Raw genomic sequence first — 17674 nt, forward strand, 5'->3', positions numbered from 1 at the left:
ATGGGACGAGAGACGGATTTCACCGTCGGCCCTGTCGCCAAGGTCGACGTCATTTCCACCGCAGTTCAGGGGCTGCGGGGCCTGCGGCCCAGCGGGGCGATAACGCCCGCTAAGCTGGTTGGAACGACAGCGCTTTCCCGGGGATTGCATTCCGACACGTTCGAGCCGCGGGTGCTTCTCGCCGCGGACATCCTGCCGATCGCGGGACTGCTGGAGTTTCCCGGCGAAACCGACCTCTTCACCTTCGAGCTCGCCGAAGAGCGGCTCGTCGTCTTCGATTCGCTCACCCACGACAGCCGAATCACGTGGTCGCTCGAGGGCCCCGCCGGGCAGCTCGTCTCGCCCACCGATCTGAGCGCCGCCGACGGCAGCAGCGGCGGCGGCCTCCTGGCGCTCGACGCCGGCACCTACACGCTGCGCATCGACGGCGAGGGCGACGCGACGGGGGCCTACGGCTTCCGGATGCTCAACCTCGACAACGCCGGCGGCATCGCCACCGACGCCACCATCACCGGCACCCTCGCCGAGAGTGGGCGCGAGACCGACATCTTCCGCTTCGACGCCACGGCGGGGCAGGAGCTGTTCTTCGACTCGCTCGGCTCGCAGGGCACCGTGTCGTGGACGCTCTACGATCCGGACGGCGTCGCGGTCTTCGGCCCCCGGGCGTTCTCGCCGACGCAGGACGTCACACGGCTCGCGATGCCCAAGACGGGGAGCTACACGCTGCTGCTGGAGGGCGAGAGCCATAACGGCTCGGACGCGGACTATTCGTTCCGCATCGAGCGGCTCGAGGACCGGACGATCCCGCTGACCCTCGGCGAGACGGTCCTCGAGAACTTCGACCAGCCCGGCCAGCGCCACGACCACACCTTCACCCTCGCCACCGACGCCACGCTGGTGCTCGACGTGCTGCGCACCAACGGCAACGCGCGGGTGTCGCTGTTCGGGCCGCGCGGCACCGAGTTCGCCGCCCGCCAGCTGCGCTACGCCGACGCCAACCACGCCGACCCGGTGCTCGACCTCGTGGCGGGCGACTACACGCTGCGGGTCTACACCGACACCGACGACCGCGACGAGTATGCGCTGCGCCTGCTGCGGCTCGACGCGGCGCAGGCGCTGACGCTGGGCGAGCGGGTGGAGACGGTGCTCGGCGACGGCGGGGTCACGGGGCTGCGGGCGCGGGTGCCGTCGGAGGCGCCGCTCGTCGGCACGGCGCCGGGGCAGGCGCTGCTGACGCGCTCCGGCCACAGCGCGGCCGTCGTGCCGGCCGACCCGGTCTTCGACAGCCAGACGCTGACCCTGGAGGCGTGGATCTCGCCCGAGACGCTCGACACCTGGGATTCGGTCTTCAACGCCTCCAGCGCCAGCTGGCAGGACGGCTTCGGCGTCTACCACCACAGCGGCGCGCTGCATTTCTTCGTCGACAGCTACACCCGCGGCGCCTCGAGCGTGTCGGCCACGCTCGACCCGACCGCCGACTGGACGCACGTCGCCGCCACCTACGACGGCGCGAGCCTGAAGCTCTACCTCGACGGCGCGCTCGTCGACGAGTCGGACTGGAGCGGCGGCTACGCGCCGAGCGGGCGGCAGATCAACATCGGCCGGGCCGCCAACGGCAGCTACCAGTGGGCCGGGCGGATCGACGAGGCGCGGATCTGGAGCGTCGCGCGCAGCGCCGAGGAGATCGCGGCGCATTACCAGTCGGTGCTGACCGGACCGATCGCCGGTCTCGAGGCGGCCTACGGCTTCGACGAGAGCACCGGCGACACGGCCACTGACCGCTCGGGCAACGGGCGCGACGCCGACCTCACGCTGCTCGCGGGCACCGAGACGCGCGCCTACCGCTTCACCGGCGCGGCGGGCGACCGGCTGGTGTTCGACGCGCCCAGCACCGGCCACGTCTATGTCCGCCTGCTCGGCCCCGCCGGCGAACGCGCCTACGGGCCCGAGCAGCTGCGCGACGTGCGCAGCCTCGTGCTGACGGACGACGGGCCGCACACGCTGCTGCTCGAGGGCACCTGGAACGCCGGCCCGCGGTCGGTGGGGTTCACGCTCGTTCCCGAGAGCACCTCGACCCTGCCGCTCACCCTCGGCGGGCGCGTCGACGGCACCCTGAGCCGGGTCGGCCAGATCGATGCCTACGACTTCACCCTGACCGCGCCGCAGACGCTCTACATGGATGCGCTGACGACGCAGAACTGGGCGAACTGGACGCTGATCGGCCCGCGCGGCGTCGAGGTGAGCAACCGGACCTTCGACCGCACCGACGCGTACAACCCGATCGGCGACCCGGTCCTGCGGCTGCCGCCGGGCGACTACACGCTGATGGTCGAGGGCAGCGTCGGCGCGCTCGGCGACTACGCCTTCCGCCTGTTCGACCTGTCCGCCGCGACGGCGGTCGTCTATGGCACCGGCGTCTCCGGCACCCTCGCTCCGGCCACCTCGAGCGACGCCTACAGCTTCAACGGCACCGCCGGAGACATCCTGACGCTGAGCAAGTCGGACGCGCAGTTCAACATCCGCATCGTCGACCCGCTCGGGCGGGTCCTGGAGAGCCGCTACTGGCACACCGACGCGGAGATCCGGCTGGACTCCACCGGCCGCTACCTGGTGCTGGTGGAGGGGGCCGCCAGTTTCAGCCCCACCGGCGAGCACGGCTACTCGTTCCAGCTCGACCAGCTGCGCAACGAGCCGCCCGAGGCGCTGACCGGCACCGCCATCGCGCTCGGCGCGCGCGTCGACGGCAGCGTCGCCGTCGCGGGCGAGGCGCGCGACTACCTGTTCACCCTCGACGCGCCCACCACGGTCTACCTGGACGCGCTGCACTACCAGGATTTCCACACCTACTGGCGCATCGACGGCCCCGACGGGGCGATGGCGACCGAGGGGATCTACTATTCCGATCACTACAACGCCAACGCGGCCCACGACCTGCCCGCCGGGACCTACCGCCTGCGCCTCACCATGGCCGGCGACCGCACCGGCACCTTCGCCTTCCGGCTGCTCGACCTCGGCGTGGCCGAGACCATCGCGCTCGACACGGACGTCACCACGACGCTGACGCCCTCGACGGCGACAAAGGTCTTCCGCTTCGACGGCAGCGCCGGGCAGAGCTTCGTGTTCCAGACCAGGTCGCGCGCCTCGGGCTGGGCGCCGGCCTACCGGCTGATCGACCCCTACGGCCGCGAGATCGCGTACCGGCGCAGCACCCAGTCGGCGGCGATCGACACGTTGCCGCTCGACGGGACCTACAGGCTGCTGCTCGAGGGCGACTGGAGCGGCAATTCCAGCCCCGGGGTGGCGACCGCGCTCACCTTCGCCCTGACCCAGCCCGAGCACACGCGCGTTGCGATGGCGCTCGGCACGACGGTGGCCGGGAGCCTCGACAAGCCGCGCTCCTCGGCGAGCTACACCTTCACCGTCGCCGAGGAGACGTGGGTCGTCTTCGACTCGCTCGACAACGACAACGGCTACCTCACCCTCACCGGCCCCAACCGCTTTTCCCGGACCTTCCAGCTCTCCAACGGCGACGGCTATTCCGGCGCGCCGCTGACGGTCCTGCCGCCGGGCGAGTACACCGCGACGGTGCGGGCCCATGGCTACGGGTTGATCGACTACGCCTTCCGCCTGCTCGACGCGGCCGCGGCCGAGGCGGTGGCGCTCGAGGTGCCGGCGAGCGTGACGCTGGCGCCGCAGACCGCGACGGCGATGGTGCGCTTCGACGTGGCGGCGGGTCAGGTGCTGTCGATCGCCGACGTCGGCAAGTCGACGAGCGCGAACGCGTCGTTCCGGCTCATCGATCCCTACGGGCAGGAGGTGTTCCGCGACTGGGTCGACAACCAGGCGCCGCGCACCCTCGGCATCGCCGGCAGCTACCTGCTGCTCGTCGAGGGCCACCCGCACGCGCCGGATTCCGGCGAGAACGTCGTTTCCTTCACGCTGCTCGACCCACAGGATCCGGCCGACGTGCCGGTGCTGCCCGACGAGCCGATCGAGGGCACCATCTCGCGACCCGGCCAGCGGCACGGCTTCACCATGAGCCTCGCCGGCGACACCTGGCTCACCCTCGACAGCCGCACCACCCATACCGAGCTCTACGTCGACATCACCGGCCCCGGCGGCTTCGACCGCACCATCCGCCTGCGCTATGCCGACGGCGCCCAGCACGGCGGCAACTCCGTCTTCCTCGCGCCCGCGGGCGACTACCGGATCGTGGTGCGCGGCAGCGGGGCGCATGTCGGCACTTTCGCCTTCTTCCTGCGCGATGCGGGCGCTGGGGGCGAGATCGCGCTCGACAGCGAGGTGAGCGGGCAGCTGAACCCGAGCAACACCACCGCCATCCACCATTTCGAGGGCGTCGCGGGGCAGGGCGTCCTGATGGACCTCCTCGCGCTGTCGGGCAACAGGTACAACGTCCACTGGCGGCTAATCGACCCGTCCGGGCGGCAGGAACTCGGCGTCCGGCAGCTGACCGACGGGGGCGTCCACACGCTCCAGCGCAGCGGCACCTACACGCTGCTGATCGAGGGCGACGTCACCGACGGCCACCCGGCGACCGACTACCGCTTCGCGCTGCGCCCCGTCACCCAGACGATCTTCGAGCGCAGCTACGACAGCGACGACGCGAGCTTCGGCCTCGTCCGCACCACCGGACCCGCCGGCGGCGCGGCGCTGGCGACGACGGGGTTCGAGGAGATCGTCGTCGACGACCCGGCGCTGACCGTCGCCGGCTCGTTCACCGTCTCCGGCTGGTTCCGCCCCGACCTCCAGCGCGAGGAATGGGCGCCGCTGGTGTTCAAGGAACGCGCGGGTGCCCTGTACGGCCGCGAGTTCTCGCTGTGGGTGAACCGCTCCGGCTACCTCCACATGACCCACGCGGCCGGCAGCAGCGCGAACTATCAGCGGGCGATCAACGGCTACGGCGTCACCTTCGGGGCGTGGAACCATTTCGCCGCCGTCTTCGACCGGGCGGAGGGGCTGAAGCTCTACGTCAACGGGGTGCTCGCGGCGGAGGACGTCAACACCGACCTGAGCGCGGCGACCGACCAGCGCCTGCTGATCGCCAGCAGCGGCGGCAGCGCCTTCGAGGGCGGGCTGTCGGACCTGCGCCTCGACGGGGGCGCGCTCGACGCCGCGACGGTGGCCGCGCTCCACGCCGGCACGCCGCCCGCGGCGGCGGCGGTGCTGCACCTGCCGCTCGACGACGCCCCCGGCCTCGCCACGCTAGCCGACCAGGGCAGCGCGGGGGCGGTGGTGCGGGTGCTCGACCGCACCGAGGGGCTGGCGGGGGTGTTCCACGGGCGGCTCGACCAGCCCGGCGCGGTCCACACCTACCGCTTCACGCTGGGTGCCGAAACGCGGCTCTACTGGCACTCGCTCACCGACCGGGGCGACAGCGAAGCCGGCGACGTGCGGGCGCGGCTCACCGGCCCCGGCGGGATCGACATCGCCTACAACCTCGACCAGACCGGCGACGCGCCCAACAGCGGCGATCACGCCTTCACCGCGCTGCCGGGCACCTACGAGCTGACCTTCACCGGCACCAACACGGTGTTCGGCAGCTACGGGCTGCAGCTGCTCGACCTCGACGCCGCCGCGCCCATCGCCGCCGACGGCAGCCCCGTCGCCGGCTCGCTCGCACCGGGCACCGGCGCGGCCGCCTTCAGCCTCGACGTCGCCGCCGACGATATCCTCTATCTCGACCTCGTGCGCTTCGTGAACAGCCAGCACGAGGGCACGATCCGCATCCAGGGACCGGCGGGCAACCTGATCTACGGGCCCGTCGTCGCCAGCGACCTCGGCCCCATCGCGCTCGGCGTCGACGGGCGGATCACGGTGATCCTCGAGAGCGACCGTCACAACAGCCGCCTCGCCGCGCGGCCCTACGAGTTCTCGATCTACAAGGTCAACGCCGACCCGATCGCCATGACCTACCAGGGCGCCAACCCCGGCGGCCTCGCGCCGGTGACCGAGGGCGCGATCGGCGAGGGGCTGCGGCTGCGCGGGCCGGACCTGATCGAGGTGGCGGACGCGCCGGCGATCGACCTGACCGGCAACGTGACGCTCGAGGGCTGGATCTACCTCGACCAGTTCCAGGACACCTGGACGCCGATCTTCCACAAGGGCGGCGACTACAACGACCGGCAGTTCACCCTCTGGGCCCAGAGCAACGGCCAGCTCTATGCATCGAGCGCGCGACCCGCCGGCGGCCACGACACCGCCTCCTCGGCGGGTGGGGTCATCGGCACCGGGCGCTGGATACACGTCGCCGCCGTCTGGGACCGGAGCGGCGGCGAATTGCGCCTCTACGTCGACGGCGCGGAGGTCACGAAGAACGTCCATCTCAGCACGAGCCCCGGCGTGTCGTCGACCGCGCCGCTGCTGATCGGCCACACGCCCGAGGCCCACAACCAGCACGGCATGTTCGAGGGCCGCATCGACGAGGTGCGGGTCTGGTCCGTCGCGCGCAGCGGCGCCGAGATCGCGGCGACCTACCAGTCGGCGCTGGCGGGCGACGAGCCGGGGCTCGCGCTCTACCTGCCGCTCGACGCCGCCGGGATCAGCGGCAGCGCCCTGACCGACGCGGCGGGCGGGCTCGCGGCGGAACGGGTCAGCATGATCCCGACGGGCATCACCGGCGAGATCGACCGTGCCGGCCGCTATCAAACCTACAGCTTCACCCTCGACAGCGACCGGCGCGTCTACGTCGACGCGCTCAGCCAGCGCTCCGACATCAACCTGCGCCTGACCGGGCCGCAGGGGCAGGTCTTCCTGCGCGACCTGAGGGCGGGCGACGGCAACTACGGCACCTACAACGTCTCGCCCGTGCTCGACCTGCCCGCCGGCGACTACACGCTGCGTTTCGAGGGCGAGAGCGGCGCCACCGGCGCCTTCGCGGTCAACCTCCTCGACGTGGGGGCGGCCGACGAGATCACGCCCGGCGTGCCCTTCGAGGGCGCGCTGGCGCCGGGCAACACTTCCGCCGTGCACCGCTTCCAGGGCAGCGCCGGGCAGATGGTCTTCGTCGATCTGCTGTCCGTGGCGGGCGACATCCACCACCGGCTGATCGGGCCGGACGGCCGCCAGCTCGTCCACCGCGAATCCCTGCGCGACCGGATCTGGCTCACGCTGCCCTACGACGGCGAGTACCTCTACCTCGTCGAGGGCAGCAACAGCGGCGCGGGCGAGAGCAGCTACCGCGTCAACATCGTGCCGCACGCCGTCGGAGGTCCGACGCCGCTCGCGCTCAACGCGGTCACGCCCGTCAACCTGCCCAGCGCGGGCGCGTCGCACGTCTTCAGCTTCGACCTCGCCGAGCCGCGGCTGCTGTCGATGGACAGCTTCGAGAACCGCACCACCCTCTACTGGACGCTCGCCGGGCCCGACGGGACGCTGGTCTCGGGGCGCCGCTTCGATCTGACCGACGCCATCGACCGGCGCAGCCCCGACAACGTCCACCGCGCCGGGCCCGGCAGCTACACGCTCACCATCTACGCCAGCGACGATCTGAGCGGCGACTTCACCTTCCGCCTGCTCGACCTCGCCGCCGCCGCCGAAGACCTGGCCTTCAACGACGAGGAGATCGTCGCGATGCCCTCGGCGGGCCGGGGCACGCTGGTCTACCGGCTGAACGCGACGGCACACCAGCGCTTCAGCCTGGACGTCACCGACGCCCCCGGCAACGCCACCTACTGGCGCGTCGTCGACGCGCACGGACGCGAAATCCTCGCGGCGCGGCGGATGGCGGATGGCGGGCCCTACATGCTGCCGGCGGCGGGCGAGCACTTCCTGCTGATCGAGGGCGGCCTCGACGATTCCGCGCCCGCCGGTCCGATCCGCTTCGGGCTGGTCTCGCCGGCGGTGCCCGACGCGCTGGGCGCGACGGTGGAGACCTTCGACCCCGCCGGCAGCCACATCGGCCACGTCCTCGCCAGCAGCGGCGGCGGCGCGGCGCAGGTGGTCGAGATCGAAGGCAGTCACCGGCTCCGCCTGCTCGACCCGCTGGACGCCGGCACCACCCGCTCCGTCGCCTTCTCGACCACCAGCACCGGCCTGCTCGAGAGCTTCGACGCGAGCGTCGAGATCCTGCTCACCGGCCCCGCGACCGGCAGCGCGGGGCACGCGGTGACGCTGCTGGTGCTGCCCGTCCCGCGCTACGGCCCCGGCGGCGAGGTGCCCTTTACCGGGCCCGAGCCGGCGCTGTCGGGCGTGCTGGGCGTGTCGCTCGACCTCGTCCAGACCAGCGGCGACGGCGTGGTGCCGCACGTCTCGTGGGGCGTCGGTGGCAAGGCCGGGGAGATCGCGCTGGCCGATTTCGGCCTCACCGCGGCGGACCTCATCGGCGCGCCCGTCAGCTTCGCCATCGGCCTCGCGCGGGCCGACGGCGGGGCGCGGCTGACCCTGACGCTGACCGTCGACGGCACCACCCACACGCTGCTCGCCGACGCCTGGCTCGGCGGCTATCGCCTCGACAGCGCCCGCCTCGCCATCGAGGCGTCGAGCACCGCGTCGCAGACCATGGGCGCCTACGTCGACAACGTCGCCATCGCCACAAGTTCGGCCACCACCGTGCTGCAGGGGAACGTCAACGCGATGCTCGCGGGCGACCTCACCGAGGGCGACGCGGCGCACCGCTATTACTTCGAGATCACCGAGCCGGTGCTGGTCTTCCCGGACGTGCGCACCAACAACTCCAGCCTGACCTGGACCCTGATCGGCCCCGGCATCTCCGAGACCAGGACCTTCAACCAGACCGACAGCAACGGCGCCGCTTCGCCCCCGATGCGCCTGCTGACGCCGGGGACCTACGAGCTGTCGATCTACACCAACAACGCGAGCACCGCGAGCTACCGCATGGCGTGGCGCGACTTCGCGGGGGCGGTGCCGCTGGAGATCGGCACGCTCGTCACCGAGGCGCTCGACGAGGGGCCGGGGCTGCAGGTCTACAGCCTCGACTGGCCCGGCGGCGAGGCGTGGTTCCGCGCCGACCGCACGGGCGGCGCGCCGGCCTACTGGCGGCTGATCGGCCCCGACGGCGCGCAGCACGTCAGTCCGCGCGACAACAATTGGGATCTCGCGGTCAATCTTGCGCCGGGCGTCTACCACGTGCTGATGGAAGGCCGCTACTACGACACCTCCGCCTCGCAGTACGTGTTCGGCGTCGAGAGGGGCAGCGAGACGAGCAGCGCCATCGCCGTCGGCGACGCCGTGAGCGGCAGCCTCGCCGGCCCGCGCGACCGGCACGTGCTGACGTTCGATTTCGCCGGAGACGCGCTCGTCCACTTCGACAGCCGCACGCACGACACATACATGCTTTGGGAGCTCTACGGGCCGAACGGGCTGGTGCGGTCCACCACCTTCTACCATGCCGACGGCAGCCGTGGCAGCGACTCGGTGATGGACCTTGCGGCCGGCAGCTACCGGCTCGTCGTCTCGGGTCGGGACGCCCACACCGGCAGCTACGCCTTCACCCTGCGCGACCTCGCCGACGCCACGCCGCTGACGCTGCTCGAGACGACGACGGCGACCGTCGCCACGCGCAACGAGACCGCGCTCTACAGCTTCACCGGCGCGGCGGGCGACCGCTTCTACCTCGATTTCCTCGGCGGCGATCTCTACGGCCGCTGGAAGGTGTTCAACCGCTTCGGCGGCCTCGTGGCCGAGAGCTACAACCGCTCCGACATGGCGTCGCTGACGCTGGCCTCCGAGGGCCAGCATTACCTGCTGATCGAGCCCGACACCGAGCACACCTCCGCCAACGGCACGCAGCAGTTCCGCCTCGTGCCGCTCGCCAGCGACGATCTGGCGCTGACGCTCGGCGAGACCGTGTCGGGCCAGATCGACTATCCGGGCCAGTCCACCAGCTACCGCTTCAGCGTCGCTGACGAGACGCAGGTCTATGTCGACCTGCAGGCCTACAGCGGCAGCATCTCGAACTGGACGTGGGAGCTGCGCGGCCCGGCCGGCCAGGTCGCCGCGCGCCGCTTCGACCAGAGCGACAGCGCCCAGAGCGGGCTGGCGCCGCTCTACAGGCTGCCGCCGGGCGACTACAGCCTGACTATCCGCCCCGCCAACGGCCAGACCGGCACCTTCGGCTTCGTCGTCCACGACGTCGCCGCCGCCGAGGCGCTGACGCTCGGCACCCAGGTCAGCGGCCAGCTCGCGCCCGGCACCGAGACGCGGATCTACGCCTTCGACGGCACCGAGGGACAGCGGCTGTTCTTCGACCGCACGCAGGGCAGCGGCAACAGCCGCTGGCGGCTCATCAACCCGTTCGGCCGGCAGGTCTTCAACGAGCGCTTCGACGCCGACGTCGACACCATCACCCTCGCCGAGAGCGGCCGGTACCTGGTGCTGATCGAAGGGCGCATCTACGATCCAGCCGACCAGTCCTACCAGTTCAACGTCTACGCCAACCCGCTGACCGACCCGGTGCGGCTGGGGCTCGAGGACGAACCGGCGCCCGACCTCGCCGTCGATGCGCTCGCGCTCGACACGGCCGAGGCGCTGTTCAGCGGCGGCAGCGTGCCCCTGGCATGGACGTTGCGCAACGCCGGCGACCTGGCGGTGGAGACCGGCTTCGACACCCGCGTCACCATCCGCCGCAAGGACACCGGCGCGATCATCGCCGACGCGGTCGTGCCGTTCGACCCGGCTGCCCACGGCAACCTCGCGCCGGGCGCGACGCTGGCGCGGTCGGTGTCGCTGCAGCTGCCGGCCGGCAACGCGGCGGTCGGCGAACTGACGGTCAGCGTGCGCGCCGACGTCACCAACGCCATCGACGAGATCAACGACACCGGCACCGCCGAGGCCAACAACGCCGCTGACCTCGACATCGAGGTCGCGCTCGCGCCGTCCGTCGATCTCGTGGCCGGCGACATCACCTTCACGCCCGCGCCGGGCTACGGGCCGGGCGCCACCGTCACCGTCGGCTGGAGCACGACGAACAACGGCACCGCCGTCGCCGACGGCGGCTGGGGCGAGCGGCTCGAGCTCGTCAACGTCAACGACAACCGCATCGTCCACACCCAGAGCCTCACCGACGCCGAAGGTCCGCTCGGCGCGGGCGAGAGCCGCGCGCGCAGCCTGTCGTTCGGCTGGCCCGCGGGTGAGGGCGGGCGCGGGCAGTTCGAGGTCCGCATCCGGGTAGACCACCGCGGCGAGATCGACGAGAGCAACGACGCGGGCACGGGCGAGGCCAACAACGACCTCGCCGGCACCGTCGTCTCCGCACCCGATCTCACCGTCGCCGCGCTCGCCGTGGCCGAGGCCGAGCCCGCCGCGGGCGGCCTGCTCACCCTGCGCTGGACCACCCGCAACGACGGCAACGCCGCCACGCCGCCCGACTGGAACGAGCGCATCTACGTGCGCAACCTCACGACCGGGAAGACCCTGCACCTGCTCGACCACGTGGTCACCGACGCGCCGCTCGCAGCCGGGGAGACGGCGGAGCGGGAGCTGGCGCTGCGTCTGCCCGAGGGCGCGGCGGGCGTCGGCACGCTGCGCATCGAGGTGCGCACCGACTTCTCCACCAGCGGGCGCGACAGCCTCAACGAGGCCCGCGCCGGGCTCACCATCGGCGAGGCCGAGGGCAACAACGCCCGCAGCACCGAAGTCACCTCCGTCAGCCGCCCCTACGCCGACCTCGTCGCCACCATCACCGGCACCCCCGCCGTGCCGCGCGGCGGCGAGACCGGGAGCATCTCGTGGACCGTGCGCAACGCTGGCGCCGCGGCGGCGCTGGGCGGGGCGTCGGGCTGGGTCGACCGGGTTTACCTGAGCACCGACGCCACCCTCGACGGCGACGACCGGCTGCTCGGCGAGCTGCGCCGCGGCGAGGCGCTCGCGGCCGGGGCGGAGTACAGCGTCGCCACCGACATCACCCTGCCGATCGGCATCGAGGGCGAGGTCTACCTGCTGGTCTCGAGCGACGACGACGGCGACGTGGTGGAGCCCGACACCCGCGCCGACAACGTCGGGCTGTCGCGGGTGACGCTGAGCTCGCCGTACTCGGACCTCGACGTGCAGGCCGTTGTCGCGCCGGGCGGCGACTTCTTCGGCGGCGACCAGATCACCGTCTCGTGGCGCGTCGCCAACATCGGCCCCGACCCGCTCGCCGCGCCGGCAGGCGGCTGGACCGACACCGTGTTCCTGTCGCGCGATGGCACCCTCGCCGGGGCCATCGAGCTGGCCAGCTTCACCCGCACCGGCGGGCTCGCGGTCAACGCCAGCTACTCGCGCTCGGAGACGGTGACGCTGCCGCCGGGCGCGTCGGGCGAGTGGCGCGTGGTGGTGGCGACGAACACCGACGGCGCGGTCTACGAGGCCGGCGCGGCGGCCAACAACATGCGGGCCGCGACGCCGATCCTGACCCTCGCCGAGGCGGCCTCGCCCGACCTGACGGTGGTCTCGGTCGACGGACCGGACGCGCTGTCGCCCGGCCAGCAGGTCGAGGTCACCTACGTGGTGCGCAACGACGGCGAGGCCACGGCCTTCGCCACCTGGCAGGACCGCATCAGCCTCGTCGGGCCGAGCACCCGCATCCTGGCGGAGGTGGACCGGACGCTCGATCTGGCGGTGGGCGACAGCTACACCCGGACCGTCACCGTCACCATCCCCGAGCTCGGCGTCGGCGACTACAGCTTCCGCGTCGAGACCGACCGGCGCGGCCGCATCTACGAGGGCGGGCGCGAGGACAACAACTCCGCCGAGAGCACCGCCAGCGGCCTGAAGAACCCGGACCTCGAGCCCGAGGGCCTGACGCTGTCCAGCGCCAGCGCGCAGTCGGGCGACAGCATCGACGTCGGCTGGACCATCGCCAACCGCGGCGAGGGCGCGGCGGCGCGGGGCTGGAGCGACGTCGTCTGGCTGAGCCGCGACGCGGTGCTGAGTGGCGACGACGTCGAGCTCGGCCGCCTGGCGCAGGATCCGGCGCTGCCGTTCGGGGCGGGCGCGACGCAGGCGGGGGCGCTGAGCGTGACGCTGCCGATCTCCGCGAGCGGCGACTGGTACGTGCTGGTGCAGGCCGACGGCGACCACCAGGTGCTCGAGCCGGGCGCCGAGGACGACAACGTCGCCGCCATCGCGCTCACCGTCGCGCTCGCTCCCTACGCCGACCTGCAGGTCACCGCGCTCACCGCGCCGACGCTGACCGTCGACGATCCGGCCGAGATCACCGTCGGCTGGACCGTCGAGAACGCCGGAACGGGCGCGGGGATCACCGACAGCTGGAGCGACGCGATCTACATCGACGGCAACGGCGTGCTCGGCGACAAGGAAGACCGGCTGCTGGCGAGCTTCGATCGCGCCGGCGGACTGGCGGCGGGGGCGAGCTACAGCCGCGAGGAAACATTCCACCTGCCGACCAGCCTCACCGGGCGCTTCGCGCTCTACGTGCGCACGGACGCGGGCGGGGCCGTCTTCGAGAACGGGCTCGAGGCCAACAACCGCCGCGTCGCCGAGGGCGCGTTCGACGTGATGCCGATCCCCTACGCCGACCTCGCGATCACCGGCTTCACCGTCCCGGCGACGGCGCTGTCTGGGCAGGCGATGGCGCTGAGCTGGGAGATCGAGAACCGCGGCATCGGCCAGACCAGCACCTCGACGTGGTCGGACCACGTCTACATCGCCGACAACGCCGACGGGCAGGGGCGCATCCACCTCGAGAGCTTCCGCCGGCTCGGCTTCCTCGCGCCGGGCGGCAGCTACGTGCGCGACGCGGTGGTGCGGATCCCCGAGGGCTGGGAGGGGCCGGCCTACTTCTTCCTCGAGACGGGCGGGCCGTTCGAGTTCATCTACGACGAAGCGGGCAATTCGGCGGTCTCCGAGGCGGTCGACGTCAGCCTCTCGCCCGCGCCCAACCTCGTCGTCACCGCCGTCACCGCTCCGGCCACCGCGCCCGAGGGCTCGGCCATCGACGTCAGCTGGAGCGTGCGCAACATCGGCGCCGGCCCCGCCAACGGCAACTGGACCGACCGGCTCGTGCTGCGCCCGACGAGCGGCGGCAACGACATCGCCATCGGCAGCTACACCTACACCGGCCCCCTCGACGCCAACACCAGCTACAGCCGCCGCGAGCAGATCCGGCTGCCCGAGCAGCTCAACGATCACTTCCGGCTGGTGGTCATCACCGACTTCGGCGACGACGTCTACGAGCACATTGGCGAGGACGACAACGAGGACCAGAGCGCCACCGCGATCAGCGTCTCGCTGCTGCCCCGGCCCGACCTGCAGGTGTCGAGCTTCATCGCGCCCGACGAACTGACCGCCGGGGCCAGCGGCACCCTGCGCTGGACGGTCATCAACCAGGGCCCGGTCGCCACCACTGTCCCGAACTGGACCGACAGCGCCTACCTGTCGCTCGACCAGAAGATCACGTCCGACGACATCCACATCGGCTCGATCGGCAACGAGGCGGCGCTCGGCTCGGGCGAGAGCTACCTCAGCCAGGAGTTCGGTTTCGTGGTGCCCAAGCGCTTCCGCGGGACGGTCTACCTGCTGGTGCAGACCGACCGCGGCGGCGCGGTCAACGAATTCCCCAACGAGCAGAACAACGTCGGCGTCCACGAGCTCTACGTCGAGCCGATCCCCTTCGCCGACCTCGTCGTCGACAGCGTCACCTCGCCCCGCCAATCGTTCGAGGGCAACGACGTGACGGTGAAGTACACCGTCACCAACCGCGGCGCGGGGGTGACCGACAAGGGGCAGTGGGCCGAGCAGATCTGGCTCACCCGCGACAAGAACCGCCCCCATGCCGGGCAGGGCGACGTGCTGCTCGAGACGCTGAGCTACGCCGACGGGCCGCTCGGGGTGGACGAAGGCTACGACCGGACGGTGACGGTCAGCCTGCCCGACAGCGTGATCTCGGGCACCTACTACATCACGCCATGGGTCGATCCGTTCGCGACCCTGCTCGAGGATCCGCTCGCGGTGAACAACAACACCGACGACCCGAGCGAGTACAATTCCAACAACTACCGCGCCGGCGGCGGCGACATCCTCGGCGAGCCGGGCATCGGGGTGATCGGCAAGCCGCCCCCGGTCGTCGTGCCCGACCTGAAGCTCGTCATCGACAGCGTCACGCCGACCGCCACCGCGGGCAGCCACGACGACGACACTTTCAGCGTCACCTACACGCTCTCCAACAGCGGCTCCGGTCCGGCGACGAAGTACAGTGTCAACTTCGAGCTCGCCGAGTTCCCGGGCGAGGGGGCGGGCGGCGACGTCTGGTCTTTCATCGTCGACGGCGGCGAGACCATCGCCGTGGGCGGCAGCGTCACCCGCACCGTGACCATGAGGCTGAACCCGGGGGTGGACGCCAATTACCTCCGCGGCGAAGTGAAGGTGGGCGGCGACCCGAACCTCGACGACAACCGCGCCATCGCCGCCACCACGATCCGCAGCCTCGCGCCCGATTTACAGGTGACGGACATCCAGACCCCGGCCGAGAGCTTCTCGGGCGAGGAGGTGGCCTTCAGCTACACCGTCACCAACAACGGCGACGCGCCGGTCTGGAACGGGACGGAGTACTGGCACGACACGGTCTGGATCTCGCCCGACCCGACCTTCATCCGCCAGCGCGCGACGCAGCTGAAGACGCTCACCATCTCCAACGCGACGCCGCTTGGGGCGGGCGAGAGCTACACCCGCGAGGTCACCGGCACGCTGCCGCCGGGGATCGAGGGGCGCTACTACGTCTATGTCTTCACCAACACCGCCCGCGATGCCGGCAACGACCGAGGCTGGCAGACCACCTCCGGATGGGCCGACGGCTCGTCGAGCTATCTGCGCAATGTCTACGAGGCGCCCGAGGGCTCGGTGCTGCGGAGCGAATTCCCGGTGACCTACGCCGAGCCCGACCTCCAGGTCAGCGTGCTCGACGTCGAGCGCGACCAGGTGGCGGGCGAGACGGTCGACATCACCTTCGAGGTCACCAACGTCGGCAACCGCGCCACACGCGAGGACAACTGGGTCGACCGGGTCTACCTGTCGCTCGATCCCTCGCTCGACGTCGGCGACTACCTGATGCGCACGGTGAGCGGCGGCAAGGAGATCGTCGCCACCCACGCCCGCACCGGGGTGCTCGAGGCGGGCGGCAGCTACACGGCCACCGTCACCGTCACCGTCCCGTTCGAGATCGAGGGCGACTTCTACGTCATCGCCACCGCCGACAGCTCCTTCGGCGACAGCGGTCTGTCGCGCTCGACCATCTCCGACCGCTTCCGCGGCATCGCCGGGCGGGCGGGGGGCGGCGTGCGCGAATTCCAGGGCGAGGGCAACAACTCGACCGCCGCCGCCGTCACCGTCGGCGCCTACGTGCCGCCGAACCTGCAGGTGACCGCGCTCACCGCCCCCGAGCGGGTGGTGCGCGGCCAGCAGTTCGAGGTGGCCTACACCGTCACCAACAGCGGCGGCGAGGTGCCGTTCCAGCAGGGCCGCTGGGACGACCTGGTCTATCTCAGCCGCGACGCCTACCTCGACCTGCGCTCCGACCGATTCCTCGGCACGATCCGCCACGACGGCGGACTCGGCGCGGGCGAGAGCTACGACATCGCCCGCACCTTCTCGATGCCGACCGACCTGCCGACCGAGGCCTACTACGTCTTCGTCGTCACCGACCCGGCGCGCCACGACCCGAAGGGCGCGGTCTACGAGGGCGACAACGAGAGCGACAATTCCCGCGCCTCGTCGGTGCCGCTTCTGATCGACCTGCCGCCGCCGACCGACCTCGAGGTCACCTCGATCGAGCTGCCCGCCAACGCCAATGCCGGCGACGAGGTCACGATCCGCTGGACCGTCACCAACAACTCGGCCGACGTGGTCGCGGCGGGGCGCTGGTCGGACAGCGTGTTCCTCTCCGCCGACGGCGGCTGGGACATCACCGACCGCCCGATCGGCCGGCAGAGCTTCGCGGGCACGCTCGATCCGGGCGAGAGCTACTCGCTCGAGCTCACCACCACGATGCCGGCGGCGACGCCCGGCGGCTACCGGGTGATCGTGCGCACCGACATCTTCAACCAGGTGCACGAGGCCACGGGCGAGGCCAACAACACCACCGCCTCCGCCGACGCGCTCGACGTGACGGTGCCGGAGCTGGTGTTCAACACCCCCACCACGGTGCGGCTCGGCCCCGGCGGCGAGCGGCTCTACCGCATCACCGTGCCGCCCGACGAGACGATGCGGGTGACGGTGCTGTCGTCCGATCCCACCGCGTCGAACGAAATCTTCATCCGCCACGACGCGCTGCCCAGCCCCAACAACTTCGACGCCACCTACGAGGGGCCGCTGGAGTCGGACCTCGTCGCCTTCGTCCCCTCCACCGAGCCCGGCACCTACTACATCTCGGTGCGTAACTTCTCCGGCCCCGCCGAGGGCACCGACATCACGATCCTCGCCGAGCTGCTGCCGCTCGCGGTGATCGACGTGGCCACCGACCGGGGCGGCGACAGCAGCTTCGTCACCACGACGATCTCGGGCGCGCAGTTCGCCGACGGCGCCACGGTCAAGCTGGTGCGGCCGGGCATCGCCGAGTTCGCGCCGGTCGACTGGCGGGTGGTCGACTCGACCGAGATCATCGCCACCTTCGACTTCACCGGCGCGCCGCGCGGGCTCTACGACCTCGTCGTGACCAACCCGAGCGGCGAGGCGGCGATCCTGCCCTACCGCTTCCTCGTCG

At 71.5% G+C, this 17674-nt stretch carries 1 protein-coding gene (only partly in view); it reads left to right on the forward strand.

All coding sequences use genetic code 11. From position 1 onward, the window contains the following. Positions 1 to 17674: the beginning of a putative Ig domain-containing protein gene (locus OG2516_RS20020; protein ID WP_007256407.1), read on the forward strand. It continues 20936 nt past the right edge of the window; the window shows 17674 of its 38610 coding nt (coding positions 1-17674); the start codon lies at positions 1 to 3; its stop codon lies beyond the right edge, outside the window.

Source organism: Oceanicola granulosus HTCC2516, assembly GCF_000153305.1.
GTDB lineage: Bacteria > Pseudomonadota > Alphaproteobacteria > Rhodobacterales > Rhodobacteraceae > Oceanicola > Oceanicola granulosus.